The sequence below is a fragment of the Rheinheimera sp. genome (genome assembly GCF_036782235.1).
In the GTDB taxonomy this organism is placed as follows: domain Bacteria; phylum Pseudomonadota; class Gammaproteobacteria; order Enterobacterales; family Alteromonadaceae; genus Pararheinheimera.
In genome coordinates, this window is record NZ_DAIPZL010000007.1 from 1 (window position 1) to 13,362 (window position 13,362).

Genomic DNA, 13,362 nt, shown 5'->3' on the forward strand with positions numbered 1-13,362 from the left:
CCCCCTTCTAGGGGGCCTTTTGCAAAGCCACCTCCTATGGAGGTGGTTTTTTACTCTGAACTCTGCACAACAAGTCTATCTCAGCAAAGCAGATTTTTTGCTATCCAAATGACCCCAAGGCGGCTTTGCTGCGTAAAAAAGCTTAGTAGCTGGGCAGTTGGCTGAAAACACAGATGTTTTCCATGCTTTTTTTAAACTGTGCATTGAAGTCACAATGAGCGCCCCCATATACTTTGTTAATCACGCCTGCAGTAATTAATTCGAGAGAGACTAAATGACAGAAGCAACAGTCGAACGTTTGCACATGCCGGTTTTGGCGTTACGTGACGTTGTCGTCTATCCCCACATGGTGATCCCATTGTTTGTCGGGCGGGCGAAATCTATTAAATGTCTTGATGCCGCCATGGACAACGAAAAACAAATTTTCCTGGTCGCGCAAAAAGACGCCACGCTGGATGATCCGGCAGAAGCCGATTTATTCCGTGTTGGTACAGTCGCCACTATTTTACAGTTATTAAAGTTGCCGGATGGCACAGTCAAAGTGCTGGTCGAAGGCGGTCGCCGTGCCCGGCTGGTTGATTTTACCGAAACCGAAAATCTGTTTATGGCGAATGTGGAGGTCATTCCAACGCCGGAAATGGACAGCCGTGAACAGGAAGTATTCGTGCGTTCTGCGGTCAATCAGTTTGAAGGTTATATCAAACTGAATAAAAAAATCCCGCCTGAAGTTTTAACGGCATTATCCGGTATTGATGACGCAGCGCGTCTGGCCGATACCATGGCGGCTCATATGCCGCTCAAGGTTGAAGACAAACAAAAAGTGCTGGAAATCATCGACGTGACAGAACGTCTTGAATTCCTGATGGCGATGATGGAAAGCGAAATCGACATTCTGCAGGTTGAGCGTCGCATCCGTGGTCGTGTCAAAAAACAGATGGAAAAAAGCCAGCGTGAGTATTATCTGAACGAGCAGATGAAAGCCATCCAGCGTGAACTGGGTGAGCTGGACGATACGCCGGACGAGTTTGAAGCCATCAACCGCAGAATTGAAGCGGCGCAGATGCCGGAAGAAGCCAAAAACAAGGCATCAGCTGAGCTCAACAAACTGAAAATGATGTCACCAATGTCGGCAGAAGCCACAGTGGTGCGCTCTTATATCGATTGGTTAACTCAGGTGCCATGGAAACAACGCTCCAAGGTGAAAAAGAACCTGGCTTTGGCTGAAGAAATTCTTAATGCAGACCACTATGGCCTGGATAAGGTCAAAGAACGTATTCTGGAATATCTGGCGGTACAACAGCGGGTCAATAAACTTAAAGGGCCAATTTTGTGTCTGGTTGGCCCACCGGGCGTGGGTAAAACCTCACTGGGTCAGTCTGTTGCTAAAGCAACGGGCCGTAAGTATGTGCGCATGGCGCTTGGTGGCGTGCGGGATGAAGCGGAAATCCGTGGTCACAGACGTACTTACATTGGTTCTATGCCGGGTAAAATTATCCAGAAAATGGCGAAGGTAGGCGTTCGCAACCCGCTGTTTTTACTAGATGAAATTGACAAAATGGCATCAGACTTCCGCGGCGACCCTGCAGCAGCCTTATTGGAGGTGCTGGATCCGGAGCAAAACTCAGCTTTTAGCGACCACTATCTGGAAGTCGATTATGACTTATCAGACGTGATGTTTTTTGCCACCAGTAACAGCCTGAATATCCCGGAAGCGTTATTGGACCGGATGGAAGTGATTCGTTTGTCGGGTTACACCGAAGATGAAAAGCTGAACATCGCCAAACAGCATTTGATCAATAAACAAATTGAACGTAATGGTCTGAAAAAAGGTGAGCTGACCATTGAAGACAGCGCCATTATCGGCATTATTCGTTATTACACCCGTGAAGCCGGGGTACGGAGTTTAGAGCGGGAAATTTCAAAGTTATGCCGTAAAGCCGTCAAACAAATTCTGCTCGGCAAGAGTGGTAATAAAGTGGTGGTGAATCAGGCCAATCTCGAGGAATTCCTCGGGGTGCAGCGCTTTGACTACGGCAAAGCGGAAGATAGCAACCGCATTGGTCAGGTAACAGGCCTGGCCTGGACTTCAGTGGGCGGTGATTTACTGACCATTGAAGCCGCTGCTGTGGTGGGTAAAGGCAAGCTTACCCACACAGGTTCACTCGGTGATGTGATGAAAGAGTCGATTCAGGCGGCGATGACAGTGGTCAGAAGTCGTGCTGAAACTTTACGTATTAATGAAGATTTTTACGAAAAACGCGACATTCACATCCATGTGCCGGAAGGCGCCACGCCAAAAGATGGTCCAAGCGCAGGTATTGCGATGGTCACAGCATTAGTGTCGGCCTTAACAGGCAATCCGGTGCGGGCTGATGTGGCCATGACAGGGGAGATTACGCTGCGTGGTGAAGTGTTACCAATAGGTGGCTTAAAAGAAAAATTATTGGCAGCACATCGTGGTGGCATTAAACGCGTTTTAATTCCTCACGATAACGTTCGGGATTTAAAAGATATTCCGGATAACGTCAAAGGGGATATCGAAATTTGTCCGGTGAAGTGGATTGATGAAGTGCTGGAGTTGGCATTACAGGAACCACCAACGGGTATGTCCGTGTTAAATGTGGAAAAAACCAGCGTAAAAGCTAAAAAAAGCCAAAAAAATGTGGTTTAGGGGCTTTTCAAACGCTCAGGCTGTGCTAATTTAGGGGCAGTTTCGTTGCAGCCCTTGTGTGACAAGGGCTGGCGGGACACCAAGAAATTTTCAAGTCCATTGTATTAGTGCTTGCAAGCGTTTCCGATGCTTGATATAACAAAGCCGACATTACAAGAATGTATTTACAATCTGGTTGTAGAAAATAATAACAATTGAAGGGGATGATATTGTGAACAAGTCTCAACTTATCGACAAAATTGCTGCTGGTGCAGACATTTCTAAAGCGGCAGCGGGTCGTTCTCTTGACGCGTTCATCGAAGCCGTTACTGAAGCTTTAAAGGAAGGTGACTCAGTTGCGCTGGTTGGTTTTGGTACTTTTGCAGTGCGTGAGCGTGCAGCCCGTACTGGCCGTAACCCACAAACTGGCGAGACGATCCAAATCGCTTCTGCGAAGATCCCTTCTTTCAAGCCAGGCAAAGCGTTAAAAGACAGCGTTAACTAAAACCTGAATGCTGTACCGGCGCGCTGGTACAGTAGCTAAGCTAAAAGAACAGTAAGGCTTGTATGACAAGCTGAAATGATAAGTGAGTTAAACCTTAGCGCGCATATCGACAGTTCCGTTACAGCTTCTATAAAAAAGGCGCATCTGTTAAGATGCGCCTTTTTTTTAAGCCCGTCATTGCCGTTAAAAGAGATGAAGCAAGCATGTTAGAAAAGATCAGAGAAGGTTCAAAAGGGATTGTTGCTCAGGTCATTCTGGGCCTGGTGATCCTGACATTCGCCGTGTCCGGCGTTAGCAGCTATTTTGCGAACAACAGCGATCAGTCTGTTGCAGTGGTCAATGGCGAAGAAATCAGCCGCGCTAAGTTTGAACAGAGTTATCAGAACGAACGTGCCAGAATGCAGCAACAGTTTGGCGATATGTTTTCATCGCTGGCCGCTGATCCTGAGTACATGAATAATTTCCGTAATTCAGTGTTAGAACGTTTAATCGACGAAACGCTGCTGAAGCAGCAGGCAGATGCACTCGGATTAAAAATCAGCGATACGCTGCTGAAAAAAACCATTACTGAAATGACCGAGTTTCAGGTCGATGGTGTATTTAATAACGAACGTTATAACGCGCTGTTACGTCAGAATAACCTGACACCAAATCAGTTTGGTGACATTCTGCGTGAACAATTTGCCCGTAATCAGTTGATGGTGGGTCTGGCTGGTTCTGAATTTGCACTGCCGGGTGAATTAAAAACCCTGATGACGTTACAACAGCAAAACCGTGACATTGAATATGTCACACTGAAAGCCAGCGACTTTGCCGCTAAAGTAGAAATTACCGATGAAAAGCTGAACGAATACTATCAGCTGAATCAAGCCGTTTATGCCACACCAGAGCAGGTGTCATTGCAGTATGTTGAGCTGAACAGCAGCGATTTGGCAAAAGCTATCGAAGTGTCTGATGCCGAGGTAACTGCTTATTACGAAGCCAATAAAGACAGATACCAGACTGAAGAGCGTCGTCGTGTCTCGCATATCCTGCTGGAAGCGGCTGAAGAAGATGCAGCAGTAAAAACCAAAGCGGAAGCGCTGTTAAAAGAGATCCAAGCCGGCGCTGATTTTGCCACAGTGGCCAAAGCTAATTCTGCTGATACTGTTTCTGCGGAAAACGGTGGTGATCTGGACTTTATCAGCAAAGGTGTGATGGAAGCTGAGTTTGAAGCAGCTGCTTACGCAATGGCAAAAGTAGGTGATCTGAGCCCTGTTGTGAAAACCTCTTTTGGTTATCACATTATCAAACTGACTGAAATTGAAGCCGCGCAAGTGAAGCCTCTGGCCGAAGTACAGGATGCAATTAAGCAGACGGTACAAAAAGAAAAAGCGGCTGAGAAGTTTGCTGAACTGCAGCAAAAGCTGGCTGAAGTAAGCTTTGAAGTGGCGGATAATCTGGAAGAAGCAGCAACTGCGGTAAATGCTAAAGTGCAAGAGCTGCCACTGTTCTCACGCGATACTGCCAAAGCGCCTTTTGCCGTACCAGCTTTCCTCGATAAAGTATTTAACGAAGAATTTATTGCTTCAGGCACCAACAGCGATGTGATTGCTCTAAGTGATGAACATGTGGTGGTGGTTCGGCTGGTTGAACATCAAAGCGCCAAAACCAAATCTTTTGATGAAGTAAAAGCCGAAGTGGTTAAAGCTGTGACAGCTGCAGAAAGCAGCAAGCAGGCTAAAGCCAAAGCAGAATCGTTGCTGGCAGTGTTTAACGAAGGCAAAGATTTACGTGCTCAGTTAACTGCAGATGGTTTAAAACTGGAAGTGTCAGCTGCCACACCACGTTTTGGCGGTGCTTTAGATGCACAAATCCGTACCAAAGCCTTTGAGCTGGCAAAACCTGTTGAAGCTAAGCCGATGTCGGTAGGGGTTGCAGAGTTGAGCTCTGGTGATGTTGCACTGGTTCTGGTCACTAAAGTGACTGAAGTTGCCGCTACCACAGAACCTGCAGTGGCAGAGTTGCAGCAGTTTGCCCAGCAAATGGGGCAGTCACATTTTGGTGCTGTACAGCAGGCGTTAAAAGCGCAGGCGGAAATAGTCCGTAAGCTGCCGGCTATGACCAGCGAAGATTTATAAGCGAGAGCTTATCAAACGAAAAACCGCCGTCAGGCGGTTTTTTTTCGGCTGTATAAGCCTGGCAGGGGATTATCACACACTTTGACAGGCCCTGACTGAGCGTTAAGCACCTTACAGCAGCGATGGCAGGGGTTTTATCTCCTTTAGCTGCTGCAGGCTTTTTTGTCAGTCAGCATTAATACTGCAAGCTGTTGATGAGTTTTCGGCTGTAGTCATGCTGTGGGTTGTTAAATACGTCGTTGGTCTGGCCATAATCCAGACTTTGCCCCTGGTGCAGTACCAATGTTTGGTCGGCAATATGGCGTACCAGCCGAAGCTGGTTGGTGACCAGCAAATAAGCCAGGCCGGTGTTCTGCTGCAGCTCCAGCAATAAATTGACGATCTGTGCGCGTAGGGAAGGGTCCAGGGCGGTCAGCGCTTCATCGAGGATCAGGATTTTCGGATCCAGGATCAAGGCCCTTGCCAGCGCCACCCGTTGTAGCTGTCCGCCGGAAAACATATGCGGATAATAGTTACCATGCTCGTTCAGCAGACCCAATAACTTCAGGGTGTCGGAAATTTTCTGCTCCCGTTGTTCCTCACTGAGCACAGTGCTGTATTTTAAAACATCATGCAGAATGTCGGATATCTTCTGATTTGGATTCAGGGAGCGGGCAGCATCCTGAAAAATATAGCGGATTTGATGGTTTGTCTTATGAAAATCACGGCAATTGACCACCTGACCTGCCAGTGTGATTTCACCGCTGTCCGGTTGTTCAATACCCACCAGTAGTTTGGCTAAGGTACTTTTGCCAGAGCCGGTTTCACCGACCACGGCCAGAGTTTCACCTGCTTTTAGGGTAAAACTGATATCACTTAATGCCTGAATGGTTTTATGCCGGAACAGTCCCAGTGCTTTTTGGTAACTTTTACTCAGATGACTGACCTTGATCAGATCACTGCTTTTTACCTGATCACTCATCTGCTTGCTCCTGCATTGGAAAATGGCAACTGTAATAGTGGTTTTGCAACCGCTCCAGCACAGGTGTTTTGACACACTCTTTACGGGCATTGGGACAACGTGGCCCAAGCCGGCAGCCAATAGGTAAATGTTGTAGTGTTGGAATACTGCCATGCAGAGCATACAGCTGTTGTTTAAAACCAAGCTCAGGCTGGAACTCAGGCACACTTTTAATCAGCGCATGGGTATAAGGGTGCAGCGGATGTTTTAGCAAGGTAGCGGTGTCGCCGGCCTCCACCAGCTGACCACAATACAACACACTCAGAGTGTCGGTATTGCGCGCTACAGTTTCAAGCTCGTGGCTGATCAGCAAAATAGAGGTGCCTTTGAGCTGATTAAAACTGGCAAGCAGCCTGAATAGCTGCGCCTGAGTGGTGCTTTCCAGCGCAGTTGTCGGTTCATCTGCTATCAGTAGTTTTGGGCTTTTGGCAATCGCCATCGCTATCATGATTTTCTGACAAACACCTTCCGACAACTGATAAGGGTAGCTGTTGAGCACTGCCGCATGGTCGCGGATCCCCACTTTGTGTAATAACGCAATGGCTCTTTTATTACGGGCATAACCACGCTGCCACCAGGACACACCTTCGAGCTGATGATCCGGGATAGCCTCAGCCAACTGTTCTCCAATAGGAGAGGTTGGATCCATGCTGCGGCTTGGCTCCTGATAAATCATCGCTATATCACGGCTGATAATACGGCGCTGCTCGTCGTAAGATAACCTGAGTAAATCCTGACCACACCAGTGAAAACGATCAGCCGATATTTTCCAGCGCTGATGCAAAACACCCATAATGGCTTTGGCGATCAGGCTTTTCCCTGAGCCAGATTCGCCAACCAATCCACGGATTTCACCTTCGCGTAACGACAAATTTACCCTGTCCACAGCCCGCACCAAACCATCCGGTGTTTCCAGCTCCAGCGTTAAATTGCGGATATCCAATAATTGCATCAGTTTTCCCGCCGTTTTTTCATCGCAACCCGCAGGCCGTCGCCTACCAGATTAACCGCCAGTACCGTGACAAAAATTAATAAACCTGGCAGTGCAACTGTCCAGGGGGCCAGATAGATGGAGTCCAGCGAGTCGGCAATCATAGCGCCCCATTCGGCTGTCGGAGACTGGGCGCCAATACCAAGAAAGCCAAGCGCCGCTATATCCAGCACTGCGGTGGAAAGTGCCATAGTGCCCATCAGCACTAATTGCTCCCAGGTATTGGGTAAAATCACGGAAAACAACAATTGTCGTTGATTGGCGCCATCAAGCCGGTAGGCCGTGACGTAATCCTGTTTTAGCTGTTGTGCGATAGCGTTGCGTACACCATGGATAAATTGCGGCAGCAGTGCCAGCATAATGGCCCAGATAGTATTAAGTAAGCCAGGCCCCAGCACCGCCACTATGACGATGGCCAGCAGCAACGAAGGAATAGTCAGGGCTAAATCTAACAAGTGGTTAAAAATACTCGATTTAACCCCTTTGCTCATGCCGGAGAGTGCCCCAAGTACCAGGCCAACCAACAAAGAACCCAACACTGCCAGAATGGCCAGGCCAAAGGTGTAACTGGCCCCCAGCATCAGTCTTGACATCAGGTCGCGGCCCAAATCATCGGTACCCAGCGGATAAGACACCATACCTGAGTCCTGCCAGGATGGTGGCAGCAGCAACAGCTGAGAATTCTGCAGGTAAGGGTCATGGGGTGTTAAAAAAGGCGTCAGCACCGCAAGTGCCAGCAAAATAACTAATAACACCAGGCCAAAAAACGCAAAATGTTGTGGTGCAAAGTGCTTCCACAATAACTTTAGCGGGCCTTTGTTGTGTTCCTCGTAATACAGCCGGAGTTTTTTCATATCAGAACTTCCTGGCCAGAGGGTTAAACAGCGTATGCATAATTTCCGTCAGCATGTTCACCAGGATCACCAAAGACGACACCAGCAGCACACCGCCTTGAATAGCTGGGAAGTTACGCTGATAAATACTGTCGATCAGCCAGCGGCCAATACCTGGCCAGGAGAAAATCACCTCGGTGATCATGGCAAGGGTGATCAGGGTGCTAAATTGCAGGCCCACCTGACGGGTCACTGGCAGTAGCGCATTGCGAAGGCCATGAGTGTACAACACCTGTAACCGGGTTAATCCTTTGGCTCTGGCGGTTTTAATATAGTTTTGATCCAGGACATCCAGCATCGAATCCCGGGTAAAACGGATCATCACTGTAGTGGGGTAGGTGGCAAGCACCACAGCAGGCAATAACATATGGCGGATAGCGTCCCACAAGGCCTGCTGCCGGTAACTCTGCTCGGACAATAAAATATCCGGCAACATAAAACCTGTTACGGTTGGAATTTCATACAAAACGCCCAGCCGGCCTGAGGTTGGTAACCAGCCAAGGCTTAATGAAAACACCATAATCAGCAGCAAAGCCCACCAGAAAATAGGCACTGAAAAACCAATCAGCGCCAAAGTGGAAATCACTTTATCCAGCCATTTATCTTTGCGAACCGCTGCGATAATGCCAAGCGGAATACCGACCAGCAAAGACAAAAACAGTGCATAAGCAGCCAGCTCAAGGGTGGCCGGCATCACCTGTAGCATCTCGGTTAACACATTCTGCTGGCTGGAAAAAGATAAAGCCCATTGACCTTGCAACAAACGTTGTACAAATAACAAATATTGCTGCAGATAACTCTGATCAAGCCCCAGCTGCCTGGTCAGCACCACTTCATCCGCCGGACTGATATTGCGCAGACCGGTAAAGTTTGACAGCACCTCACCGGGGAACAAATAACCCAGACTAAACGCAAAAATAGTCAGGGCTACAAAGACAAAAGCAAGTAAAAACAAACGCCTGAACAGGTAATGTAAAATCATCAGTGTTTTCCTGCCATTGCAAAATTAACGCCGCCATAAGGGTTAATGGCAACGCCGCTGACATTGCTGCTGCGCACCTGAAAACGCTTGGAATGGGCAATCGGCATCAGCGGCATCTGTTGTGCCTGATACTGCTGTGCCTGCAGATAAAAGGCCCGCCGTTCATTTAAATCTGCGGTATTCACCGCTTGTTGCAGCAGATTGTCAAAATGTTCGTCACACCAGTTGGCTCTGTTACTGCCAGACACTGCTGCAGCACAGCTTAATAATGGCCGTAAGAAGTTATCCGGATCGGCATTGTCGGCCGACCAGCCAATCAACACCGAGTCATGTTCAGCCTGAGTCAGTTTGCGTCTGAAGGTGTTCCATTCATAAGAAACGATCCGGGCTTTGACCCCAATCTGCGCCAGATCGGCCTGCATCAGTTCCGCCATTTTTAGTGCATTGGGGTTATACAACCTTTGTACCGGCATAGCCCAGATATCCAGACTAAATCCTTTGGCAAAACCCGCTTCTGCCAGCAGGGCTTTGGCTTTTTCCAGGTTGTAGGCTTCGGTGAGCTGCGGTTTTTGATAAGCCCATGAATTGGGAGGCAATAAGGAATCAGCCTGTTCGGCCTGACCAAAGTACACCGCCTGCAGAATATTCTGTTTATTCACAGCCAGTGCCAGTGCCTGGCGCACCTTTACATTATTCAGCGGTGGTTTTTGTGTGTTAAAAGCCCAATAACCCACGTTCATACTGGTTTGCACATCCACCACAAAATCCTGACGCTTTGACAATAGTTCCAGCTCTGCCAGTCGTGGAATAGGTGCCACATCACATTCATGGGTTAATAATTTGGCCACTCTTTTGGTGCTGTCTGGCACTATATCAATCACCAGTTGTTGCAGATTAGAGCCCTGGCGCCAATGCTGTGGATGGCGGTAATAACGAATTAAGACATCTTTTTGGTAGTGCCGGAAGAAAAAGGGTCCTGTGCCTACAGGCAGATGGTCAAGATCCGGCAGTTTATTTTCTGCCTGAAGCTTAGCGCCATATTCGGCCGACAACACAGCGGCAAAGTCTGTTGCCAGAGTCGACAAAAACGAACTGTCAGGTTTATTCAGACGAAACTCAACTTCGTACGGGGAAATCGCCTTGACTTCAGCCACCAGCTGGCGCCATTCCATACTGTCAAAATAAGGATATTCAGTGGCGGTCTGATGAAATGGATGTTGTGGCAACAAAATACGGTTAAAGGTAAAAACAACATCATCGGCATTAAGTGTGCGGCTGGGCTTAAAATACTCAGTGTGGTGAAAAACCACGTTTTCCCGCAGCTGAAACCTATAACTTAAGCCATCGTTGCTGACCAGCCAGCCGGTGGCCAAACCCGGCAGCAATTCGCCGGTTTGGGCGTTAATATCCAGCAACCTGTCATACAAATGCTGGCTGATGGCATCAATAGTAGTGCCTGAGGTAACCAGTTGCGGGTTAAAGCTTTCGGGTGAGCCTTCAACACAATACACCAGACCGGCACCGCCAGTATCATGAGGATCTGGCTGACAAGCGTTGGTGAGCAGGCTCGTCAGGCAGACTAAAGTCAGACGCTGGTAAATATTCATTGTTGACTGTCTAACAGTTTGTATTTTTTCATATAACCACGCAGCTGATGATAAGTCAGGTTCAGTGCTTCTGCCGTTTTTTTCTGATTGTACTGACAAGCCGCCAGCGCCTGTTTAATGAGCGTCACTTCAAACTGTTCCGACAGCTGTTTAAAGTCCTGGGTTTGTGAAAAATCAATCACATTTTGTGCTGGCGCCGGCTCGCGGCTTGGCGGCGCGGCATTATCCACCGAAGCCGGAGTTTTGGCTACTGCCACAACTTCGCTGGCAGTACTGACTCTGTCATTGGTTCTGACTCTGCTGAGGGGTCTGAACGGCGATTCAAAAGGGTCAAATAAAATCTGGTGCACCGGCACATAAGGGTTGTTGCTGCGATAGACACTGCGTTCCACCACATTTTTCAGCTCACGCACATTGCCCGGCCAGTCGTAGTCAAGCAGCATACGTTTGGCTTTTTCGGTAAAACCGCTGAAAAGCTCAAAATTAAGTTCCCGTGCCATGTTAATGGCAAAATGTTCGGCCAAAAGCAGAATATCTTCGCGTCGCTCGCGCATGGGCGGCAGGGTGATCACATCAAAGGCGAGGCGGTCTAACAAGTCAGCGCGAAACTCGCCGCGTTCAGCCATGCCGGGCAAGTCTTCGTTGGTGGCGCATATCAGTCGCACATCAACCTTAATAGGTCTGCTGCCACCAACCCGCTCAAATTCACCATATTCAATGACCCGCAGCAGTTTTTCCTGTACCAGGCCAGGTGTGTTCGCCAGCTCATCCAAAAACAGGGTGCCAAAGTTGGCTCTTTCGAACCGGCCTTCATGCCTTTTACTGGCGCCGGTAAAAGCACCGGCCTCGTGACCAAATAACTCACTTTCCAATAAGTTTTCATTCAGAGAAGCGCAGTTCAGTGTCAGATAAGATTGATCCCAGCGCTGGGATAAATAGTGCAAACGGGCTGCTATCAGCTCTTTACCTGTCCCCCGTTCGCCAATGATTAATACGGGTTTATTCAGCGGTGCTATTTGTGAAACCTGATCCAACACGTTTAAAAAACTGTTGGCTTGTCCAATAAGATTGTCCTGTTGAAGTGACCTGCCCATATCCCTGCTACTAATTGGTTAAATTTGCTAATTAGTAGTCTATTTCAAAATGAGCTTTTTCAGAAGAACTATCGAAAAATAAATAAATCTCAATAAAAACAAGTGGATATAACTTTTTTGCAAGTTGGCAAGAAACCTGAATAAGTAAAAGCGTAAAACACCGACAATTAATGAGGTAACTATCATGGGTATTTTCTCTCGCTTTTCAGACATCGTGAATTCAAACATCAACGCTTTATTAGATAAAGCGGAAGATCCGGAAAAAATGGTGCGCTTAATTATTCAGGAAATGGAAGACACACTGGTTGAAGTGCGTTCAACCTCAGCTAAAACCATCGCTGAGAAAAAAGAACTGCAACGTGTGGTGAACCGCCTGGAAGAAGAAGTTGCCGACTGGCAGGCAAAAGCTGAACTGGCTTTGTCAAAAAATCGTGATGATTTAGCCCGCTCTGCACTGGTGGAAAAACAAAAAGCAGCAGATCAGGCAACTGCAGTGACTGCAGATATCGCCAATCTGGATGCGCATGTCAGCAAATTACAGGACGAAGTCGCACAGCTGCAGGAAAAACTGGCTGATGCGAAAGCCCGTCAGAAATCGATGCTGATGCGCCAAAAAACAGTGGCTTCAAGATTAGAAGTTAAAAAATCGTTAGACAGCAACCGCTTAAACGATGCAATGTATAAGTTCGAGCGTTATGAGCAAAAAATTGACACACTGGAAGCTCAGGTTGAATCTTACGACTTAGGTAAAAAAACCTTGCGTGATGAATTTGCCGAGCTGGCCGCTCAGGACAAAATTGACTCAGAACTGGCTGCATTAAAAGCAAAACTGAATAACGACAATAACGCCTGATTATCAGGCGTTTGGGAGTACCAACATGGAAATTAACGAGTTTATTGGTATACCACTGATCCTGTTTATGATCTTTGTGGCACCAATCTGGGTCATCATGCACTATCGCAGCAAAAACAAAATGTCTGAAGGTTTGTCAGACAGTGAGTTGGCGCAGCTCAATGACCTGTCGAGCAAAGCGGAAAAAATGGCCGACCGTATTAAAACGCTGGAAGCCATTCTGGACGCAGAGTCGCCAAACTGGAGACGTGAGCATGAGCACAGTTAAAAAAGAATTGTTGCGGGATGACCGCAACGGCAAAATCGCCGGCGTCTGCGCCGGTATCGCCGACTACTTTGGCTGGGAGCTGTGGTTAGTCCGGGTGGTGGCACTGGCATCTGTGTTGCTTGGTTTTGGCAGCTTTTTACCAGTGTTGTATTTTGTCGGTTGGATAGTGCTGGAGAAAAAATCGGTGGCGGAGGCCCGAAAAGGTACGCCTCCTGTGCCAAAAGTAGACAGACCGGTCGAAGTGAAAACCCGGATCTGGCAACGGGGTGAAGCACCAAAACAAGCGCTGAACCATTTGCAGCAGCAGTTTGACCATATTGAGCAAAGACTGCGTGTGATGGAGCGTTATGTAACTTCGAGTAAATACCAGTTAAACCGCGAGTTTAACCGGCTCTGACA

12 protein-coding genes are annotated in these 13,362 nt (G+C 47.9%); 6 read left to right on the plus strand and 6 right to left on the minus strand.

The genetic code is table 11. The features are described 5' to 3' along the window. Positions 1-274 precede the first annotated feature (274 nt). The 3 genes from lon (at position 275) to ppiD (ending at position 5,275) form a co-directional block, all read left to right on the plus strand. Positions 275-2,671 carry an endopeptidase La gene (gene lon, locus V7P87_RS09530; protein ID WP_333797230.1) on the plus strand — a complete coding sequence of 799 codons (2,397 nt, stop codon included), beginning with the start codon at positions 275-277 and terminating at the stop codon, positions 2,669-2,671. Between the two features lie 211 nt (positions 2,672-2,882). Further along, complete coding sequence (gene hupB, locus V7P87_RS09535) at positions 2,883-3,155, plus strand: nucleoid-associated protein HU-beta (protein ID WP_031565609.1); 273 nt, start codon at positions 2,883-2,885, stop codon at positions 3,153-3,155. A 203-nt stretch (positions 3,156-3,358) separates the two neighbouring features. Continuing rightward, positions 3,359-5,275, plus strand: a complete 1,917-nt coding sequence (ppiD, locus tag V7P87_RS09540; RefSeq protein ID WP_333797231.1) for a peptidylprolyl isomerase — start codon at positions 3,359-3,361, stop codon at positions 5,273-5,275. Between the two features lie 175 nt (positions 5,276-5,450). Here the strand turns inward: ppiD and V7P87_RS09545 are convergent, their stop codons facing one another. From V7P87_RS09545 to pspF, 6 genes are read right to left on the minus strand one after another with little or no spacing between them, the layout of a single operon-like run. After that, a complete protein-coding gene (locus V7P87_RS09545) occupies positions 5,451-6,236 on the minus strand; it encodes an ATP-binding cassette domain-containing protein (protein WP_333797232.1) in 786 nt (261 codons plus the stop codon). Next, positions 6,229-7,227, minus strand: a complete 999-nt coding sequence (locus V7P87_RS09550) for a peptide ABC transporter ATP-binding protein (protein ID WP_296296518.1) — start codon at positions 7,225-7,227, stop codon at positions 6,229-6,231. The genes V7P87_RS09545 and V7P87_RS09550 overlap by 8 nt, the downstream gene beginning before the upstream one ends. After that, a complete protein-coding gene (locus V7P87_RS09555) occupies positions 7,227-8,120 on the minus strand; it encodes an ABC transporter permease subunit (RefSeq protein ID WP_296296517.1) in 894 nt (297 codons plus the stop codon). The genes V7P87_RS09550 and V7P87_RS09555 overlap by 1 nt, the downstream gene beginning before the upstream one ends. 1 nt (position 8,121) lies before the next feature. Next, positions 8,122-9,141 carry an ABC transporter permease gene (locus V7P87_RS09560; protein WP_333797233.1) on the minus strand — a complete coding sequence of 340 codons (1,020 nt, stop codon included), beginning with the start codon at positions 9,139-9,141 and terminating at the stop codon, positions 8,122-8,124. After that, positions 9,141-10,748, minus strand: a complete 1,608-nt coding sequence (locus V7P87_RS09565; protein WP_333797234.1) for an ABC transporter substrate-binding protein — start codon at positions 10,746-10,748, stop codon at positions 9,141-9,143. Before V7P87_RS09565 ends, V7P87_RS09560 begins: the two co-directional genes overlap by 1 nt. Next, entirely contained in the window at positions 10,745-11,842 is a 1,098-nt protein-coding gene (gene pspF, locus V7P87_RS09570; protein WP_333797235.1) for a phage shock protein operon transcriptional activator, read from the minus strand. Before pspF ends, V7P87_RS09565 begins: the two co-directional genes overlap by 4 nt. Before the next feature lie 184 nt (positions 11,843-12,026). Here pspF and pspA point away from each other — a divergent pair, with 184 nt between their 5' ends. From pspA to pspC, 3 genes are read left to right on the plus strand one after another with little or no spacing between them, the layout of a single operon-like run. After that, complete coding sequence (pspA, locus tag V7P87_RS09575) at positions 12,027-12,695, plus strand: phage shock protein PspA (RefSeq protein ID WP_296296510.1); 669 nt, start codon at positions 12,027-12,029, stop codon at positions 12,693-12,695. 25 nt (positions 12,696-12,720) lie between these two features. Beyond that, a complete protein-coding gene (gene pspB / locus V7P87_RS09580) occupies positions 12,721-12,963 on the plus strand; it encodes an envelope stress response membrane protein PspB (RefSeq protein ID WP_296296508.1) in 243 nt (80 codons plus the stop codon). After that, complete coding sequence (gene pspC, locus V7P87_RS09585) at positions 12,950-13,360, plus strand: envelope stress response membrane protein PspC (protein ID WP_296296505.1); 411 nt, start codon at positions 12,950-12,952, stop codon at positions 13,358-13,360. Before pspB ends, pspC begins: the two co-directional genes overlap by 14 nt. The last annotated feature ends 2 nt before the right edge of the window (positions 13,361-13,362 follow it).